This window comes from Pseudomonas sp. 05T35, assembly GCF_056396605.1.
In genome coordinates this window covers 23,175-40,624 of the sequence record NZ_JBFTLU010000082.1, presented here as the reverse complement: position 1 = coordinate 40,624, position 17,450 = coordinate 23,175, and the positions used below count along the sequence as shown (strand labels likewise).

Annotated in this window: 16 protein-coding genes and 1 pseudogene; 9 read left to right on the top strand and 8 right to left on the bottom strand. The window is 59.9% G+C overall.

Annotation, left to right across the window (positions count from 1 at the left end; all coding sequences use genetic code 11):
• Window positions 1–93 precede the first annotated feature (93 nt).
• Window positions 94–570 carry a YchJ family protein gene (locus tag AC1DH9_RS09035; RefSeq protein WP_054595996.1) on the bottom strand — a complete coding sequence of 159 codons (477 nt, stop codon included), beginning with the start codon at window positions 568–570 and terminating at the stop codon, window positions 94–96.
• A gap of 4 nt (window positions 571–574) precedes the next feature.
• Window positions 575–1,072 carry a DUF6231 family protein gene (locus AC1DH9_RS09030; protein ID WP_427533522.1) on the bottom strand — a complete coding sequence of 166 codons (498 nt, stop codon included), beginning with the start codon at window positions 1,070–1,072 and terminating at the stop codon, window positions 575–577.
• Between the two features lie 253 nt (window positions 1,073–1,325).
• On the opposite strand from AC1DH9_RS09030, the gene AC1DH9_RS09025 reads away from it, so the two are divergent.
• Together AC1DH9_RS09025 and AC1DH9_RS09020 are read left to right on the top strand one after the other, a co-directional pair.
• Window positions 1,326–1,604 carry a DUF1145 domain-containing protein gene (locus AC1DH9_RS09025; protein WP_427533524.1) on the top strand — a complete coding sequence of 93 codons (279 nt, stop codon included), beginning with the start codon at window positions 1,326–1,328 and terminating at the stop codon, window positions 1,602–1,604.
• Complete coding sequence (locus AC1DH9_RS09020) at window positions 1,597–2,355, top strand: collagen-like protein (RefSeq protein WP_427536898.1); 759 nt, start codon at window positions 1,597–1,599, stop codon at window positions 2,353–2,355. Before AC1DH9_RS09025 ends, AC1DH9_RS09020 begins: the two co-directional genes overlap by 8 nt.
• A gap of 186 nt (window positions 2,356–2,541) precedes the next feature.
• On the opposite strand, the gene AC1DH9_RS09015 is transcribed toward AC1DH9_RS09020, so the two are convergent.
• The gene (locus AC1DH9_RS09015; protein WP_477808063.1) at window positions 2,542–3,006 is read right to left on the bottom strand and encodes a CopD family protein; all 465 of its coding nucleotides are present in this window, start codon (window positions 3,004–3,006) and stop codon (window positions 2,542–2,544) included.
• Window positions 3,007–3,105: 99 nt separating this feature from the next.
• Here AC1DH9_RS09015 and dinG point away from each other — a divergent pair, with 99 nt between their 5' ends.
• From dinG to pdxH, 5 genes are all read left to right on the top strand, one after another.
• A complete protein-coding gene (dinG, locus tag AC1DH9_RS09010; RefSeq protein ID WP_477808062.1) occupies window positions 3,106–5,250 on the top strand; it encodes an ATP-dependent DNA helicase DinG in 2,145 nt (714 codons plus the stop codon).
• Between the two features lie 95 nt (window positions 5,251–5,345).
• The gene (locus AC1DH9_RS09005; protein ID WP_427536892.1) at window positions 5,346–7,733 is read left to right on the top strand and encodes a beta-galactosidase; all 2,388 of its coding nucleotides are present in this window, start codon (window positions 5,346–5,348) and stop codon (window positions 7,731–7,733) included.
• A 139-nt stretch (window positions 7,734–7,872) separates the two neighbouring features.
• Window positions 7,873–9,018, top strand: a complete 1,146-nt coding sequence (locus AC1DH9_RS09000; RefSeq protein WP_429539816.1) for a serine hydrolase domain-containing protein — start codon at window positions 7,873–7,875, stop codon at window positions 9,016–9,018.
• A gap of 143 nt (window positions 9,019–9,161) precedes the next feature.
• Complete coding sequence (locus tag AC1DH9_RS08995) at window positions 9,162–10,196, top strand: OmpA family protein (RefSeq protein WP_427536890.1); 1,035 nt, start codon at window positions 9,162–9,164, stop codon at window positions 10,194–10,196.
• A 39-nt stretch (window positions 10,197–10,235) separates the two neighbouring features.
• Window positions 10,236–10,883: a pyridoxamine 5'-phosphate oxidase gene (gene pdxH / locus AC1DH9_RS08990; protein ID WP_427536888.1), complete on the top strand. Its 648-nt coding sequence runs from the start codon at window positions 10,236–10,238 to the stop codon at window positions 10,881–10,883.
• 5 nt (window positions 10,884–10,888) lie between these two features.
• On the opposite strand, the gene AC1DH9_RS08985 is transcribed toward pdxH, so the two are convergent.
• Complete coding sequence (locus AC1DH9_RS08985) at window positions 10,889–11,125, bottom strand: hypothetical protein (RefSeq protein ID WP_427536886.1); 237 nt, start codon at window positions 11,123–11,125, stop codon at window positions 10,889–10,891.
• 168 nt (window positions 11,126–11,293) lie between these two features.
• Here AC1DH9_RS08985 and AC1DH9_RS08980 point away from each other — a divergent pair, with 168 nt between their 5' ends.
• Window positions 11,294–11,758: an outer membrane lipoprotein gene (locus AC1DH9_RS08980; protein WP_427533534.1), complete on the top strand. Its 465-nt coding sequence runs from the start codon at window positions 11,294–11,296 to the stop codon at window positions 11,756–11,758.
• Between the two features lie 126 nt (window positions 11,759–11,884).
• On the opposite strand, the pseudogene AC1DH9_RS08975 reads toward AC1DH9_RS08980, so the two are convergent.
• Window positions 11,885–12,792, bottom strand: a pseudogene (locus AC1DH9_RS08975) (Na+/H+ antiporter NhaA).
• A gap of 283 nt (window positions 12,793–13,075) precedes the next feature.
• Between AC1DH9_RS08975 and AC1DH9_RS08970 the strand changes: the two are divergent.
• Complete coding sequence (locus AC1DH9_RS08970; protein ID WP_427536882.1) at window positions 13,076–14,170, top strand: PLP-dependent cysteine synthase family protein; 1,095 nt, start codon at window positions 13,076–13,078, stop codon at window positions 14,168–14,170.
• 131 nt (window positions 14,171–14,301) lie between these two features.
• Here AC1DH9_RS08970 and AC1DH9_RS08965 read toward each other — a convergent pair whose 3' ends face one another.
• The 3 genes from AC1DH9_RS08965 to AC1DH9_RS08955 all read right to left on the bottom strand — a co-directional run bounded on the left by AC1DH9_RS08965 (window position 14,302) and on the right by AC1DH9_RS08955 (window position 17,395).
• A complete protein-coding gene (locus AC1DH9_RS08965; RefSeq protein WP_477808061.1) occupies window positions 14,302–15,915 on the bottom strand; it encodes an NAD(P)/FAD-dependent oxidoreductase in 1,614 nt (537 codons plus the stop codon).
• Window positions 15,916–16,026: 111 nt separating this feature from the next.
• Window positions 16,027–16,701, bottom strand: a complete 675-nt coding sequence (locus tag AC1DH9_RS08960; RefSeq protein ID WP_427533540.1) for a COG3650 family protein — start codon at window positions 16,699–16,701, stop codon at window positions 16,027–16,029.
• Window positions 16,702–16,795: 94 nt separating this feature from the next.
• Window positions 16,796–17,395, bottom strand: a complete 600-nt coding sequence (locus AC1DH9_RS08955; protein WP_427536878.1) for a short chain dehydrogenase — start codon at window positions 17,393–17,395, stop codon at window positions 16,796–16,798.
• Window positions 17,396–17,450: the final 55 nt, after the last annotated feature.

Sequence of the window (17,450 nt, the reverse complement as noted above, 5' to 3'; positions counted from 1 at the left end):
GAACATGAACAGGGTGACAATTCGTAAGGCGCGTTGCTGATGGGTCATGGCGGTATTTCTCCTTGAACCCCAGTCTAGCCCCAAAAGATCGCCTCAAACGGTGAAATAACTCGCACAACACTTCTTGAATTTCTGCCCGCTGGCGCAGGGGCATGCATCATTGCGCCCGGCCTTGAGCTGTACAGTCGGGTCGATGAAGTACCAGCGCCCGGCATTTTGCACAAAGGATGAGCGTTCGCGGTGGCTGTGCTCGCCGGTGCTGTCGTGCCAGCGTGCGGTGAAGGTGACGAATGCATGTTCAGGCTGGCCGCCGAAGACCTCGGAGCTTTCCACCTCAAGGCCAAGCCAGGTGCTTTGCGCGCTCCATTCGCTGATCGACTGACGATCCAGGCCTGCCTGTTGGGCGGGCAGGGTGGTGGCCACCAGATAGTCGATCAGGCCCAGCACATAGGCGCTGTAGCGCGAACGCATCAAGGCTTCGGCGCACGGCGCGGGGTGGCCGGCGTGGTAGTGGCCGCAGCAGGCATCCAGCAGGGTGCCACTGCCGCACGGGCAAATGGACGTACTCATCGTGTTACCACCAATATTTTCCGAAGTTTTCCGGATTGGCCCAGAACCGTGAATTGAGCCAGTCAGGCACTTGTTTGTAGTCAAGCAAATCGTAGGTAAAGAGTGTCAGGACCTGTTCGTCACGCTGGAAGCGTTCGCTGGCCTGCAGTGCCAGGGAAAAAAAGTCGGTTTCTTGCCAACCGCAGGCTTTCAGGTCCGCCAGCACCGCGATGCGGCTGGCGTTGAGATTGCGAATCCCGCCGAGCAGGTTCAGGCCATCGCGTTTGGGTAGATGCTCAAGGCAGTCGAGTGCCAGCGCCAGGTCGAAGCGTTGTGCGGCAAGCTCAGGTGGCAAAGGGCCGGGCGCGACTTGTGCGACGCAGGCATCCGGGTGTGCGAGCTTGAAAGCTTCAAGCGCGGGGAAGTCGCTGGCGCCAATCAGCAACAGACGTTGTGGCGCATAGCGGTCGAGCAAGGCGGCGAGTGCCTGCTGGGGCGTGCGCGAAGAAATACCTGCGGTCATCGAAGATCCTCAATCAGATGTGCGAAGACTAGCCTGCCCGAACGTGCGGGCCTAGAGGCGGTTTGCAGACAATGGCGAGGCCTGCCGTAAATACGCGGCGAAAAGCCGTAGAGTCGAACGGGTCATGGACCGCTGATCGACAGTTGCGACGCTCTAAACCGCCCGTTCAGAAGAATTTTCGTTGGCCTCTGGCTTATCCGTTGCGGAAGTCGGTACTGTGCGTGCAAAGAATAATGATCTGCGGGGGGCGTACATGAAGGTGCTTTGGGGCTTGGGGAAGGGTTTGACCCTGTTGTTCTGGCTGGTAGCGCTGGTCAATCTGATCAGCCCGTTGATCGGTCCGTTTCATCTGATGATCAATCTGATCGGCTGTCTGTTGCTGATGACTCATGTTGTGGAGCTGGTGCTCTTTAACCGCAACCTTAAAGAGCGGGCTCATCCGTGGCGTGATCGCTTGCAGATCCTCATTGTCGGTATTTTCCATGTGCAAACACTTGCAGCCCCTGCCGCCGGGGAGGTTCGTCATGCGTAAGCTCTGCCTGCTCGCCGCCTTGATCAGCCCGATGGCGATGGCTCAAGTGGTCACGGTCGAGACCAACTCGCTGCTGCGTTTGCCCAATACCACCAGCACTTTGCAGCTGGAACGCCTGGAAGTCGCCGATAATGGCACGCTGCTGATCCCCTCCAACGTAACCGAATTGAGCGTTGGCGAGTTGCGTCTGGGTCGTGAGGCACGGATTGCGATTGTCCCCAGCGAACAGCCTCTGCAACTCAATATCAGTCGTGCGCAGCTTGCCAGTGGCAGCCAGATCACCTCGCGAGGCGCACCGGGCACCTACCTCAAAGCCGCCCGCGCCGGGCGCAACCTGAATCTGCGGATTGTCTCGCTGAACGCGCCCGAGTTGTCGGTGGATGCCCGTGGCGGCGCCGGTGCGCCGGGTTACGTGGGGCTCGATGGCGGCAACGGCCAGGAGCCGGGCTGCACGTGGGGCCAGGCCGGGCATGGGGCGGATGGCGATAATGGTGGCGATGGTCATGCCGGGGCGCCGGGCGCGCAGGTCCGGGTGGAATTGCCGCGTGATTACCCGGCCCAGCAGATCAAGGTGCTGGTCGACGGTGGCGCCGGCGGCGTGGCCGGTGCCGGTGGCAAGCCAGGCGCAGGCGGAAAGGCCAAGGGGTGTTTCGTCTACCGTGCCGACGGCGGCAAAAGCGGTCGCGCAGGTGCGCCAGGTCAGCCAGGTCCTGCCGGCGCGGCAGGTGCCGTGACGGTACAGCGGTTGTAACGATTGGCAAGGGGGGCGCGACACGATCCGTAACAGCTGGCGAAGCCTGCGTTCGGCTCGGTCCGCGTTCGGGCGAAGCAGTCGTAAAATCAGCCGCCACGTTTTTTCAGGTTAACCGTGGAGACAGGATTTACGGCCACTGCGTAGCCGAACGCAGGCTTCGCCAGCTGCTACGGGGGGGAATTCCTAGAACATCGGCCGAGCCGAAGCCACCGCTACCAGCAGCAACCCCAGCGACAGATTGATCCCCACCAGACGCCGAATCTTGCCCAGCATCGCCGCACCCGCCGGCCAATCCTCAGCCAGCACGGCTTTGCGCAACTCCGGCAGATTCAGCGCCTGAATGCGGATAAACAGCGCGGTCATCACCAGGTACAGCCCCATCATGATCTGCACGTAACGCGGCGYGGTTTCAAAGCCACTGAAGCGCAGATGAATCAGCCCGACACCACTGATCGGCAAGATCACCACCGCGACCCAGACCCAGACAAAAAAACGTTGAAACACTTCTACCCACAGCTTCAGTCGCGCAGGCCCGTCAAGTGCCTTCATGGCGGCGGGGCGCAGGACCATCCAGGCGAAAAACATGCCGCCGACCCAGACCAGGGCCGCCAGTACATGCAGGGTATAAATGAGGGCGAAAGGTGTCATTGGGGTACTCCGTTCTGCGCGGGATTAATTAGCGGGGTATGATAGCCGCCGATCCGAACCACTGAAAATTTATCCAGCGTTTTTTGCGCCCGACAATCCATGATCAGCACAGAACTCAAAACCACGATCCAGGGCGCCTACTCGCGTTTTCTCGAAGCCAAGAGCCTCAAGCCGCGTTACGGCCAGCGCCTGATGATCGCCGAAATAGCCAAGGTCCTCGGTGACATCGACACCGACGACGAAGGCCGGCGCAGTGGCGACCCCGCGATTGTCGCGGTGGAAGCCGGCACCGGTACCGGGAAAACCGTGGCCTACAGCCTGGCGGCGATTCCGACTGCCAAGGCCGCTGGCAAACGCCTGGTGATCGCTACGGCGACCGTCGCCCTGCAAGAACAGATCGTCTACAAGGACCTGCCGGACCTGATGCGCAACAGCGGGCTGAACTTCAGCTTTGCGCTGGCCAAGGGCCGTGGCCGCTACATGTGCCTGTCCAAGCTCGACATGTTGTTGCAGGAAGGCCACGCGCAAACCGCTACCGCGCAGCTGTTCGAAGAAGAAGGCTTCAAGATCGAGGTCGATGAAGCCAGTCAGAAGCTGTTCACCAGCATGATCGAAAAGCTTGCCGGCAATAAATGGGACGGCGATCGCGACAGTTGGTCCACCGCCCTTGAAGATGCGGATTGGGCGCGYCTGACCACCGATCACAGCCAGTGCACCAACCGTCATTGCCCCAACTTCGGTCAGTGCGCCTTCTACAAGGCGCGCGAAGGCATGGGCAAGGTGGACGTGATCGTCACCAACCACGACATGGTCCTCGCCGACCTGGCCTTGGGCGGCGGTGCCGTCCTGCCCGACCCGCGCGACACCATCTATGTGTTCGACGAAGGCCATCACCTGCCAGACAAGGCGATCGGCCACTTCGCCCATTACACGCGTTTGCGATCCACCGCCGACTGGCTGGAAACGACCGCCAAGAACCTCACCAAGTTGCTGGCCCAGCATCCACTGCCGGGCGATCTGGGCAAACTGATCGAACAAGTGCCGGAGCTGGCGCGAGAGATCAAGACCCAACAGCAGTTCATGTTCACCGCCTGCGAACAGGTTGCCGAATTCAAGCCCGGCGAAGACGTCGAGGGCCGTGAACGGCCGCGTCATCGTTTCGTCGGCGGGGTGATTCCCGAGCATATGCGCGAGATGGGCATCGAGCTGAAGAAAGGCTTCGCACGCCTGACCGATGTCTTTACCCGGCTTACCGAGCTGCTCAAGGAAGGTATGGATGGCGAGGTCAACATCGGTATCGCCAGCAATCAGGCGGAAGAGTGGTATCCGCTGTTTGGCAGCCTGCTGTCCCGTTCCCAGGGCAACTGGGAGCTGTGGACCGCATTCACCGCCGAAGACCCGGAAGACAATCCTCCGATGGCGCGCTGGCTAACCCTGGCCGAAAGCGGTTCGCTGTTCGATATCGAGGTCAACGCCAGCCCGATCCTGGCGGCGGAAATGCTCCGACGCAACCTGTGGAATGTGGCTTATGGTGCGCTGGTGACCTCGGCCACCTTGACCGCACTGGGCACCTTCGACCGTTTCCGCATGCGTGCCGGTCTGCCGAAAAAAGCCGTGACGGCGGTGGTGCCGAGCCCGTTCCATCATGCTGATGYAGGCGTGCTGCGGGTGCCGGACCTGCGCGCCGACCCACGGGACGCGGCGGCCCACACTGCGGCGATCATTCGTGACCTGCCGGAACTGGTCGAAGGCTCGCGCGGCACGCTGGTGCTGTTCTCTTCGCGCAAACAGATGCAGGACGTGTTCGACGGCCTGGACCGCGACTGGCGCAAGCAAGTGTTCATTCAAGGCAACCTGTCGAAGCAGGAAACCCTGAACAAGCACAAGGCGCGGGTCGATGGCGGTGACTCCAGTGTGCTGTTCGGCCTGGCGAGTTTCGCCGAGGGTGTCGACTTGCCGGGTGCTTACTGTGAGCACGTGGTGATCGCCAAGATCCCGTTCTCGGTCCCGGACGATCCGGTCGAAGCCGCGCTGGCCGAATGGATTGAAGCCCGAGGTGGTAATCCGTTCATGGAAATCTCGGTGCCCGACGCCTCGCTCAAGCTGGTTCAGGCTTGCGGGCGCCTGCTGCGCACCGAAGAAGACCGTGGCACCATCACTTTGCTTGACCGGCGTCTGGTCACGCAACGCTACGGCAAAGCTATCCTCAACGCGCTGCCGCCGTTTCGCCGCGAAATATCTTGAGACACGGTGGGCGAAATCGCCCACTTCGTTGTCTATCCCCCCACTACCGATTCCACACAGGCCGTTCACTGGTCGTTAGGGAGAACCTGGTTCATATGATTCGCCGTTCGTTACCCGCTGTTTTTGCCCTGATGTTCGCTGCGCCACTGCTGGCGGCTCCAGCCGGACAACAGACGCTGTTCAATTTTGTCCGGCCCGCCGATGTGGTCCAGGTGGCGACCCAGGACGCCAGCCTGCCGCAGTCCAATGCGGAGCAAACGGCCGAAGGTGAAGTGCTGCGCAGGGTGACTTTCAATCCGGCGGCTCAACCGAACCTGCGCCTGACTCCGCAAAGCGGCGCTTGGGACTGGTCACAGTCTGGCGTCATGAGCTTGCGTATCCAGAGTGCAATGAACTGGCCTGTAACGCTCTACGTGAAAATCCAGAGTAACGACGGCAAGACCCTGGTCAGCCGCATCGATTTGCCGGCCGGACCTGCGCAAACCCTGCTGGTGCCGCTGACACCGAGTTCGCCGTTGAGCCGGGGCCTGAAAGCCGGGCCGCCAATGCCGATCACTGTCGAAGGCCAGCGGGTGTTGCTGGCCAGCAGCACGGGTGAACTGGATCGCAGCCAGGTGGTGTCGGTGACGCTGTCGATGGATCAGCCAAAAGTCGCCCAGAGCATCATGCTTGAGCGCTTTGGCGTGCAGGACGGCGAGGCGGTGGTCAAAGCGGCCTACGGTTCGTTAGTGGATGCTTATGGTCAGTCCACGCGAGCGAAATGGCCGGAAAAAGTCACCAGCGACGAGCAGCTCAAAGCGGCGGCAAACAAAGAACAGCAGCAACTGAAAACCTGGCTGGCCGAGCGTGAGCGTTCGTCCCTGGACACGTTCGGCGGCTGGAGCAAAGGCCCGGCGTTCAAGGCCAGCGGCTTCTTTCGTACGGAAAAGCGTGATGGTCGCTGGTATCTGGTGACCCCGGAAGGTCACCCGTTCTATTCCCTGGGGGTCAATACGGTCGCCGCCGATACCAGCCAGACCTACGTCGCCGGGCGCGAAGCCATGTTCGAGTCGTTGCCCGCTAACGACGAGCCATTGGCCGGCCATTACGGTGAAGGCGACAATCGCACTGGCAATGGTTCCGATCAGGGGCGTGGGTTCAATGCCGGTCGCTGGTATGACTTCTACGGTGCCAACCTGCAGCGCACTTATGGCCAGCCGTGTGCGGTTGCGGGTGAAACCAAGGCCGAAGAAGCCAAGGCCGACGCCGCCACAACCCCGTGCGCTCCCCACTCGTTCGACGAAAAGCGCTGGGCCCACCATACGCTTGACCGCCTGCAAGCCTGGGGTTTCAACACCATCGGCGACTGGAGCGCTCCGGCGCTGGGCTTGAATGACCGTGTGCCGTACACCTTGCCGCTGTCCATCGTCGGCGATTACGCCAGTATCAGCACCGGCACCGACTGGTGGGGCGGCATGCCCGATCCGTTCGACCCGCGTTTCGCCATGGCCACCGAGCGCGCTGTGGCCATTGCTGCACGCGATCACCGCGACGACCCATGGCTGATCGGTTACTTCGCCGATAACGAACTGGCCTGGGCCGGTCCCGGCGATGACCCGAAGGCCCGTTATGCCTTGGCGTACGGGACATTGAAAATGACTACCGACGTGCCGGCCAAACGGGCGTTCCTCAAGCAACTGCGGGACAAATACCGTAACCAGGCGGGCCTGTCGAAAGCCTGGGGCATTGATCTGCCAGCTTGGGAATTGATGGAAGACCCGGGTTTCGTGCCGCCGCTGCCAAGTGCAGAGCACCCGGAAATCGAAGCCGACTTCAAATATTTCCAGAAAGTCTTCGCCGACACTTACTTCAAGACCATCGCCGATTCGCTGAAATGGCACGCACCCAACCACCTGCTGCTCGGTGGTCGGTTTGCCATCAGCACACCTGAGGCTGTCGAGTCTTGCGCGCAGTACTGCGACGTCCTGAGCTTCAACATGTACACGCTCAAACCTCAGGACGGTTATGACTTCGCCAAGCTACAGGCGCTGGACAAACCGGTGCTGATCACCGAATTCAACTTCGGCTCGCGTGATCGCGGTCCGTTCTGGGGCGGTGTGACGGAGCTGGCGAAGGAAGAAGACCGTGGGCCGGCCTACGCCAATTTCGTCAAGCACGCGGTGAGTGAACCGTCGATTGTCGGTGTGCATTGGTTCCAGTACCTCGATCAGCCGGTGAGCGGTCGTCTGCTGGACGGTGAAAACGGCCATTTCGGTCTGGTCGGAATCACTGACCTGCCGTTCCAGGGCTTTGTCGAGAGTGTACGCAAGGCCAACTTGCAGGCTGTCGATCAGCTCGGCAAAGAAGCCGAGAAGGCCAAGGCTGCGGCGGATAAAGCCGACAGTGCCAGTCATGACGACGCAGGTGGGAAAAAAGGTCGCGACAGCAAGGGCGCAGGGCAGGGGGCAGGCCATGCAGGTGGGCATTCGGCCAATGGTCATTAAAGCCAGCGATCTTTTGAGCTTTTGATCGTTGACCGATCAACGATAACAGCAACCACCCAGCCCGCCCCTGTTCCCAAATCGCTCAAGGGCTGGAACAATGCAGGTCATTGTGTCGAAACGTTTTTTCGGAGAGTTACGGGTGCTGATTCAAGGTCATTACGAGCTTAAATTTGAAGCGGTGCGTGAAGCTTTCGCAGCACTCTTCGACGATCCCCAGGAACGTGGCGCGGCACTGTGCATTCAAATTGGCGGTGAAACCGTCGTCGACCTCTGGGCCGGTACTGCCGACAAGGACGGTCACGAGGCTTGGCACAGCGACACCATTGCCAACCTGTTCTCCTGCACCAAGACCTTTACCGCGGTGACCGCCCTGCAACTGGTCGCCGAAGGCAAGTTGCAGCTCGATGCCCCGGTCGCCAGGTATTGGCCGGAGTTCGCCGCTGCCGGCAAGGAAGCGATCACCTTGCGTCAGTTGCTCTGCCATCAGGCCGGCCTGCCGGCCTTGCGCGAATTGCTTCCACCAGAGGCACTCTACAACTGGCAAACCATGGTCGACGCGCTGGCCGCCGAAGCCCCTTGGTGGACGCCTGGTGAAGGCCATGGTTATGCGGCGATCACTTATGGCTGGCTGGTCGGGGAATTGCTGCGCCGCGCCGATGGCCGTAGTCCGGGCGAGTCGATCGTGGCACGTGTTGCACGACCATTGGGGCTGGATTTCCATGTCGGCCTCGCAGATGAAGAGTTCCATCGCGTGGCGCACATCGCACGTGGCAAGGGCAATGTCGGCGATGCGGCGGCCCAGCGCTTGCTGCAAGTGACGATGCGTGAGCCGAAGGCCATGACCACTCTGGCGTTTACCAACCCGCCATCGATCATGACCAGTACCAACAAGCCGGAATGGCGTCGTATGCAACAACCGGCAGCGAATGGCCACGGCAATGCCCGCAGCCTGGCCGGGTTCTATAGCGGTCTGCTCGATGGCAGCCTGCTGGAAAGCGAGATGCTCCAGGAACTGACTCGCGAGCACAGCCTGGGCGAAGACAAAACTTTACTGACCCGGACCCGTTTCGGTCTGGGTTGTATGCTCGATCAACCGGATGTACCCAACGCGACCTTTGGCCTCGGCCCTCGAGCGTTTGGTCATCCGGGTGCTGGTGGCTCCGTCGGTTTCGCTGACCCGGAACGTGATGTGGCCTTCGGTTTTGTGACCAACACCCTTGGACCCTACGTGTTGATGGATCCACGCGCGCAGAAGCTTGTGCGGGTTTTGGCCGCCTGTCTGTAAAGGGTAGCTTCAAGGCATTTTTTTGAAAAAAACTTGCCCAATGGTCGCAGGACGGAACCCTGTGGCTTCTATAGTTTCAAAGCGTCTGTTTTATACGGGTCGTAGCGGCCCACAGCTTCTTATCTCATTTTGTGGATATCCCCATGTCACTGAACAAATCTCTAGCCTTGGCACTGTGTCTCAGCATTACCGGTTGCGCGCAAACCCCACAAAATGATGCAGACGGGGGCCACTGGTGGTCATTCGGTTCCGGTTCGGACAAGGTTACGGACAAAGCCGCTGCCAAACCGGACGCGAAGGCCGCTGAAGACGCTGCAGCCGCGAAGGCCAAATCGACCGCAAGTGCTGCTGCGCCAACCACCCCGGCTACAGTTCCAGGTTCTTCAGCTGCCGCAGCAGCCAAAGCCGATAGCGAAAGCAAATGGTGGTGGCCGTTCGGCGACCAGCCAAAGGCTATCACCAAGGCCGACATCAAAGATGTGCCAATGCCTGATCCGAAAATCACCCAGGCCTGGCTGGACAGCTACGAGCCACGCTTGCGGTCTGCGGTCCAGGACGGCCACATGCAGGTTGAACGTCGTGAGAACGTGCTGGTGGTCGTAGTGCCAGTGGATGACTCTTTTAACCCGAAACGTCCAGCCATGCTGCTGCCATCGTCCCTTGGGCAGTTCACCAAGATCGCCAAGCTGGTCGAGCCCGACAACCAGGCTGCCGTCCTGGTACTTGGCCACGGCGACGCTGTGGGCACAACTTCCGACGCTCAACAACTGAGCAAGGACCGTGCGACTTCCGTTGCGTCGATCTTCAGCCTCAGTGGTTTGAAGCGTGATCGTCTGATGTTGCGTGGCATGGGCAGCTTGATGCCGCGCGCCGCCAATGACAGCGCCCAGGGCCGTGCCTTGAACCGTCGCGTGGAAATCATGCTGACCCAGCGCACCACCATGCTGGCATTGCTGAACAAGTACAGCCAGCCGACCCCACCACCGGTGGAAATGGTTGCAGCGCAGCCCGCCAAGCCCGCAGCACCAGCTGTGGCCGCGAAAAAAGCAACGTCGAAGAAGAAAGGCGCTGTCTCGAAAAAGGCTCCGGCGAAGAAAGCTCCGGCCAAAAAACAGCCAGCCAAGAAGCCAGCTGCAGCCAAAGCGGACACTGCAGAAAAAAGCACCAGCGGCCAGTAATCGGCCAGCAACTGACTGATCAAGCACAAGGAAAACGCTATGCCCCGGACTCTGGCTGATATGCGTCGTGACTACACTCGCGATGGTTTGACCGAGGCTCAGGCCCCGGCCGAGCCATTCGCGCTGTTTCATCAGTGGTTTGCCGAGGCGGTGAATACCGAACAACCTCCGGTCGAGGCGAATGCCATGACCCTGGCCACGGTTGATCAGGACGGTCGCCCGCATTGCCGGATCCTGTTGCTCAAGGGGCTTGATGATCAGGGTTTTACCTTCTTCACCAACTACGACAGTGCCAAGGGTCAGCAGCTGGCGGGCAATCCGTTTGCTGCCATGACCTTCTTCTGGCCGACCCTTGAGCGCCAGGTGCGAATCGAGGGTCGGGTGGTGAAGGTCACGCCGCAGGAATCCGATGCCTATTTCCAGGTACGGCCGCTGGGCAGTCGCCTGGGGGCCTGGGCGTCTCCGCAGAGTCAGGTGATTGCCGATCGTGCCGAGTTGGAAGGGCTGCTCAAAGTCACTGAAGCGCGCTTCAGCGATAGCCAGCCGCATTGCCCGGAACATTGGGGCGGCTATCGTTTGTTGCCAGAACGCATCGAGTTCTGGCAAGGTCGGGCGAGTCGTTTGCATGACCGTCTGAACTATCGTCTGCAAGGCGCGGACTGGACTCGCGAGCGCCTGGCACCGTAAACCGGCTACACAGTGGGGTAGGTGGCAGCCGCCGCCTCCAGCCACTGTGGCAGGTCCTGACGTTTGATATTCTGCTGCCGGGCAATGGCCAATTGTTGCAGCATGAACGCCTTTTTCCGCTCGTCATTGCCGGCAAGTGCCAGCGCCAGATCACGGTCCATCCAGCGTTTGATCCTCACGTACAGCCACCAATGGAAGTACAGCCCGGCAACGGTGGTGGCGACAATGATGAAGTAATCCATGGAAATCCTTGATGCAATGGCGCAGATTCTGGAATTTGGCGCTACTGTGTGATGAGTTCTCAAGTGCGACTGTACTGCACCTGAATGAAACCAATTTTATCCGGGCGGTGCCGTGACAGGCGTCAAGCTGCGGAGTTTAATGAATACCTGTCCTTTGGAGTTGATGCTATGCGTAAGTCTGTTTTGCTGGTTGCTTCTTTTTCTACGATGGCGATGTTGCTCACCGGTTGCCAATCGAACCTGACCGGTGACTCCTACTCCCGTGACGAAGCACGTCGGGTGCAGACGATCCGTATGGGTACCATCGAATCCCTGCGTCCGGTGAAAATCGAAGGCACCAAAACCCCGATCGGCGGTGTAGCTGGTGCGGCCGTTGGCGGCGTTGCCGGCAGCTCCGTGGGTGGCGGCAAAGGCAGTATCGTCGCAGCAGTGATCGGTGCAGTGGCCGGCGGCCTGGCAGGTTCTGCCATCGAAGAAGGCGTGACCCGTACCCAAGGCGTGGAAATCACCGTTCGCGAAGACGACGGCAGCATGCGCGCCTACGTTCAGGAAGTTCAGCCAAACGAAGTATTCCGTGTTGGCGAGCGTGTGCGCATTTCCACCGTCGGTGGCACCAGCCGCGTTTCGCACTAAGTTTTACGCGGTTAAAACAAAACCCCGATCAGGTAACTGGTCGGGGTTTTGTGTTTTTGGCTGATTGTTTTGTTAGACCACTACAGCACACCTTGGCTGTGTGAACTCAGTAATAAATCCGGCTATTCAGGGCGCACTATTGATGCTCTTGCGACTGGCCGCTGCGGTTACTACGTAACCGATCAATGCGGCGAGGATCGAGCCAGTGAGAATGCCCATGCGGTCCATGCCGGCGTATTCGCTGCTGCCCGGCACAAAGGCCAGGGAGCCGACAAACAGACTCATGGTGAAACCGATACCGCAAAGGATTGCCACGCCGAGTACCTGGCCCCAATTGGCGCCAGCGGGGAGGGCTGCAATGCCTATCTTCACGGCGAGCCAGGTCAGGCCGAAGACGCCAACGGTTTTGCCCAGCAGCAAACCGGCAGCAATGCCCATCGGTACGTGGTGGGTGAAGCTCTCAAGGTTAACGCCAGCCAGTGAAACGCCGGCATTGGCGAAAGCGAACAACGGCAGGATGCCAAAGGCCACCCAAGGGTGCAGCGCGTGCTCCAGGCTTAGCAATGGAGAAGGCTCGGCGTTTTTCGTGCGTAGCGGAATGCAGAACGCCAGGGTCACACCGGCCAGCGTGGCGTGGACGCCGCTCTTGAGTACGCACACCCATAGAATCAGGCCAATGATCATGTAGGGACCGAGCTTGACCACGCCTAGCCGATTCATCGCCACCAACGCCACCAGAGCAGGACGATCTGCGACGGTTTGGACAGGTGGCCTTCAAGGATTTCGCGTTTGACCTCAAGGCCGATCAACAGGAAGAACATCGCCATCAGGCCGTCGTTGATCCATAACAACAGCGGTTTGGCGATTTTCAGGGCGCCGATCTGGGCGACCACGGGAGTGTCCAGCAGGYCGTTGTAGAGCCAGGACAGCGGTGAGTTGTTGATGATCAGGGCAAGGGCGGCGGCGGCAATCAATAACAGACCGCTGGCAGCTTCCAACTGAAAGAAACGCGTGAAAGTGCTACGCAGAGGCAAGGTCGCTCTCCATCTATCGATTCAAAAGGTGGACCACCCTAACCCGTACGGTTAGTTGTTAAAACAAAAGTTATATTCTTTTTTGTTATATACCGTTACAACGAGGACTCCCGGACCCGGCCTGAGCCTAGCAGTTGGCTGGCGTATTGGGCCTCAGCTGTACCTGTGCGTTATGCAGGTTTTTTCCTAAGCTTGTTGATTGAGCCTTTCGACAAGGTCAATCCATTGCCTGTTGTCACCGCCAGGTTTTCCTACGCCTATTCGATTCAATGAGAAAAAGACCATGAGCGACAACCGTCAGTGGGCTCGCGAAGCCATCCGGATCATCGAAGCCGACTTCCAGCGCAGCGCCGATACGCACCTGATCCCTTTGCCACTGCCGGGATTGCCGGGTATCGAGTTGTACTTCAAGGATGAATCCAGTCACCCCACCGGTAGCCTCAAACATCGGTTGGCGCGCTCACTGTTCCTTTATGCGCTGTGTAATGGCTGGCTCAAGCCGGGAGCACCGGTGATCGAGGCGTCCAGCGGTTCGACGGCGATCTCCGAGGCGTATTTCGCGCGCTTGCTCGGTTTGCCGTTCATTGCCGTGATGCCGGCCACCACGTCTCAGGAAAAGATCGCGCAGATCGCCTTTTATGGCGGCAAAAGCCATCTGGTGCAGGACCCGACACAGATCTACGCCGAGTCCGAGCGTCTGGCCCGGGAGCACGATGGCCATTTCATCGACCAGTTCACCTATGCCGAACGCGCCACCGACTGGCGAGCCAACAACAACATTGCCGAGTCGATTTTTCAGCAAATGCGTTTCGAACGTCATCCTGAACCGAGCTGGCTGATTTCCAGCCCTGGAACGGGCGGCACCACCGCGACCTTGGGGCGCTACGTGCGTTATCGCCAGCATTGCACCCGCGTGTTGTGCGCCGATGCCGAGCGTTCGGTGTTCTTCGAGTACTACCAGACCGGCGACGCGAGCTTGCGCCTGGATTGTGGTTCGCGGATCGAAGGCATTGGCCGGCCGCGGGTCGAGGCGTCGTTCTTGCCGAAGGTCATCGATGCGATGGTCAAGGTGCCGGATGCGTTGTCGCTGGCGGCCATGCATTATTTGGCGCAGCGTCTGGGCCGGCATGTGGGGGGCTCGAGCGGGACCAACCTGATCGGCGCCTTGATGGCGGCGCAGCAGATGGTGGCAGCGGGGGAGAGTGGCTCGATCGTGGCGATTCTGTGTGATAGCGGCGAACGTTACGCGACCACCTATTACAATCAGGACTGGCTGAAGGCCCAGGGTTATGAGTTGAGTAGCCTGATCGCGGCCGTTGCGGCCAGTGCCGAGCGCGGTGAGCCGCTGCCGAGCAGTGTGTTGCGCGCAAACATCTGAGATCGCTCAGACGCTGAACATTCCTGTGGGAGCGAGCCTGCTCGCGATGACGGATTAACATTCAACAGAGATGTTGACTGATCCGCCGCTATCGCGAGCAGGCTCGCTCCCACAGGGTTTTGTGTTGTGTGTCAGGCTTCGATAYCGAGAATATCCCGCGCTACCGCTTCGGCAATGCGAATCCCGTCGACACCCGCCGACAGGATCCCACCGGCATAACCGGCGCCTTCACCGGCCGGGAACAGGCCTTTGACGTTCAGGCTCTGCATCGACTCGTTACGGGTAATCCGCAGCGGCGAAGAGGTGCGGGTTTCGATCCCGGTCAGCACCGCGTCGTGCAGCGAGTAGCCGCGAATCTGCTTCTCGAAGGCCGGTAAGGCTTCACGAATGGCGTCGATGGCAAACGCCGGCAAGGCCAGCGCCAGATCGCCCAGTGCAACCCCGGGTTTGTAGGAGGGTTCGACGCTGCCCAGCGCCGTCGACGGCTTGCCTGCGATGAAATCGCCGACCAGTTGCGCCGGTGCTTCGTAGTTGCTGCCACCCAGCACAAAGGCGTGGGACTCCAGACGCTCCTGCAACTCGATCCCGGCCAATGGGCCGCCCGGATAGTCGACTTCCGGGGTGATGCCCACAACAATCCCGGAGTTCGCGTTACGTTCGTTACGCGAATACTGGCTCATGCCGTTGGTTACCACACGGTTCGGTTCGGAAGTCGCCGCCACCACAGTACCGCCCGGGCACATGCAGAAGCTGTAGACCGAGCGTCCGTTCTTGGCGTGGTGCACCAGTTTGTAGTCGGCGGCACCGAGTTTCGGGTGACCGGCGTATTTGCCCAGGCGCGCGCTGTCGATCAGCGATTGCGGGTGTTCGATACGGAAACCTACCGAAAACGGCTTGGCTTCCATGAACACGCCACGGCCGTGGAGCATGCGGAAGGTGTCGCGGGCGCTGTGGCCGAGGGCAAGAATCACGTGTTTCGAGTGGATCTGTTCGCCGCTGGCAAGCTCGATACCGGTCAACTGGCCGTCTTCGATCAGCACGTCAGTGACTTTTTGCTGGAAGCGTACTTCACCGCCCAGCGCGCGAATCTGCTCACGCATGTTTTCGACGACGCCCGTCAGACGGAACGTACCGATGTGCGGTTTGCTGACGTAGAGGATCTCTTCCGGCGCGCCGGCCTTGACGAATTCGTGCAGGACTTTGCGGCCGTGATGCTTGGGATCCTTGATCTGGCTGTACAGCTTGCCGTCAGAGAATGTCCCCGCGCCGCCTTCACCGAATTGCACGTTGGACTCAGGATTCAGCACGCTTTTGCGCCACAGACCCCAAGTGTCCTTGGTGCGCTGACGCACTTCCGTGCCGCGCTCGAGAATGATCGGCTTGAAGCCCATCTGCGCCAGCAGCAGCCCGGCGAAAATCCCGCACGGGCCGAAACCGACCACGACCGGCCGTTGGCTCAGATCCTGCGGAGCCTGGCCAACGACCTTGTAGCTGACATCCGGCGCCGCATTGACGTTACGGTCATCGGCGAACTTGTGCAGCAACTTCGCCTCATCGCGCACGCTAAGGTCGATGGTGTAGATGAAGCACAATTCGGAAGATTTTTTGCGCGCGTCGTAGCTGCGCTTGAACAAGGTGAAATCGAGCAGGTCATCACTGGCGATGCCCAGGCGTTGCACGATGGCAGGCCGCAGGTCTTCTTCGGGATGGTCGATCGGCAACTTGAGTTCGGTGATTCGTAACATGACGGGGTCCGGTTCGCGGGGGCGCACAACTGCGCCAAAGGCGTTTCACAAACCGGCGATTATAAGCCTCAACGGCCCGTTCCGGTGAGGCTAAAACAGCATCCTGTCGAATCAGTCGTTACGCGAGCCGCCGAAATACGCGCAGCCACGTTGTACCTGGCCGTTGACCCGCAACTCGGCGCTCATGAATTGAACGCTGCCACGGGTGCTGTCGACGCAGCGTTGTGGTGCGATCCAGAGTTCAACGTGTTGGTCATTGGCTTCGCTACTGAGGCTGAAACGCCCGTCACCGAGTTGTTCTTCCAGAAACGGCAAGGCCAACGCTGGCTGGCCGGCGCGCTCGACCACCATGCCCTTGGTGTTGACCTTGACGTTCCAGTCGGGCGTGTTGCCGCTGGCACGCAGGATCAGTCGCTGGAAGTTGGGGTCTTCACAGGCCGCGCTCGAGCGCTCGACGCGGTATAGCTGCTGCACGTCGAACTGGGCGCCCGCATCCGCTGATTTGCCGGTGGCAACCCGGCCGCGCACGTCAGCGAAAACCTTGTGCTGCGGGCCTGCCAGTGTTGCGGCTTCCTGCAGGATGCTGGTGCTGCCGGCGTCATTGACGACATACAGCTTGTTTTCCTGGCACGGCTGAAACATCAGCTTGCCATTGTTCATGCTGAGTTCGCCCTGCATGCGGGTCAGGCCCGCCATGGACGGTTTCTCAGGCTGGCTCTGCAGCAACTGGCAACCGGCGAATACAGGAAGCAGGGCGACAAACATCAGGGAACGGGCAGCACGCATCGTTGGGTCTCCAGACAAGTGCCGCCACGTTACTCAGGCTGACCGCTCATCACAACCCTGCAGTGCACCTGCCCTCCTGTAAAACGCCTTGCTCTCAGCCGACGTTGTAGATCTGGCCAGTCTGCAGGCCTTCCACACTTTTCGCGTAGGCCAGCGCCACATCGGCGGCTGGGACCGGTTTGAATCCGCGGAAGTACGGTGCGTAGCTGCCCATGGCTTCAACCAATACGTTAGGGCTGACCGCGTTTATCCGCAGACCGCGTGGCAATTCGATAGCCGCCGCTTTAACGAAACTGTCCAGGGCGCCGTTGACCATGGATGCCGAGCTGCCGGTACGAATCGGATCGTGGCTGAGAATGCCGGTGGTGAAGGTGAACGACGCACCGTCATTGGCAAAATCCCGGCCGATCAACAGCAGATTGACCTGGCCCATCAGCTTGTCTCGCAAGCCCAGTTCGAAGTCTTTTTCGGTCATGTTTGCCAGCGGCACGAAGTTGACGCTGCCGGCGGCGCAGATCAGCGCATCGAATTTGCCGGTCTGTTCGAACAGCTTGTGGATCGAGGCGCTGTCACTGATATCGACCTGGAAGTCACCACTCTTGCGACCGATACGAATGATTTTGTGGCGCTGGGACAGTTCCCGRTCAATGGCCGAGCCGACAGTGCCGGAGGCTCCAATCAGAAGAATTTTCATCGTGCGAATCCTCAAGTGGGTGAATGTGGTTTCAGTTTAGTGTGGTTTTTTTTAT

Bases quoted from the DNA above. Each gene is read 5' to 3' on its own strand.
- AC1DH9_RS09035 (WP_054595996.1), bottom strand. From the start codon at position 570: ATGAGTACGTCCATTTGCCCGTGCGGCAGTGGCACCCTGCTGGATGCC.
- AC1DH9_RS09030 (WP_427533522.1), bottom strand. From the start codon at position 1,072: ATGACCGCAGGTATTTCTTCGCGCACGCCCCAGCAGGCACTCGCCGCC.
- AC1DH9_RS09025 (WP_427533524.1), top strand. From the start codon at position 1,326: ATGAAGGTGCTTTGGGGCTTGGGGAAGGGTTTGACCCTGTTGTTCTGG.
- AC1DH9_RS09020 (WP_427536898.1), top strand. From the start codon at position 1,597: ATGCGTAAGCTCTGCCTGCTCGCCGCCTTGATCAGCCCGATGGCGATG.
- AC1DH9_RS09005 (WP_427536892.1), top strand. From the start codon at position 5,346: ATGATTCGCCGTTCGTTACCCGCTGTTTTTGCCCTGATGTTCGCTGCG.
- AC1DH9_RS08995 (WP_427536890.1), top strand. From the start codon at position 9,162: ATGTCACTGAACAAATCTCTAGCCTTGGCACTGTGTCTCAGCATTACC.
- pdxH (WP_427536888.1), top strand. From the start codon at position 10,236: ATGCCCCGGACTCTGGCTGATATGCGTCGTGACTACACTCGCGATGGT.
- AC1DH9_RS08985 (WP_427536886.1), bottom strand. From the start codon at position 11,125: ATGGATTACTTCATCATTGTCGCCACCACCGTTGCCGGGCTGTACTTC.
- AC1DH9_RS08980 (WP_427533534.1), top strand. From the start codon at position 11,294: ATGCGTAAGTCTGTTTTGCTGGTTGCTTCTTTTTCTACGATGGCGATG.
- AC1DH9_RS08970 (WP_427536882.1), top strand. From the start codon at position 13,076: ATGAGCGACAACCGTCAGTGGGCTCGCGAAGCCATCCGGATCATCGAA.
- AC1DH9_RS08960 (WP_427533540.1), bottom strand. From the start codon at position 16,701: ATGCGTGCTGCCCGTTCCCTGATGTTTGTCGCCCTGCTTCCTGTATTC.